Here is a 285-nt window from a genome sequence, read left to right as displayed (position 1 = left end):
CCATTTGAAGAGCGTGTTTATCTGTGCAAACTGGAACGTCGATAATTTGGCTTTCAAGAGTTGGAATGCCTAGAATATCATTTAGTTCCGTTTTGTTATACGTTCCAGCTTTAATGAGCTTGACACCTGGCTTATCATTTAAATATGTTAATTCTTCTAACCATGCTGTTTCTGCACTCATTTCTTTCACTCCCATTTTTTATTCGATTGTTTCTATCTGGCAACGCTTTCATCCTTTTAGGTTGTTTAGTTCTCTTTGGTGTGTTTATCTTTTCTATACATGTA

The 285-nt window shown here is 35.4% G+C and carries 1 pseudogene; it reads right to left on the bottom strand.

What is annotated here, in order from left to right:
* Positions 1 to 181 (bottom strand): annotated as a pseudogene (locus ACZYRN_RS19385) (hypothetical protein); the annotation flags it as partial.
* Positions 182 to 285: the final 104 nt, after the last annotated feature.

The organism is Domibacillus sp. F004 (assembly GCF_057814295.1).
This window is presented reverse-complemented; position numbering and strand designations above follow the sequence as displayed.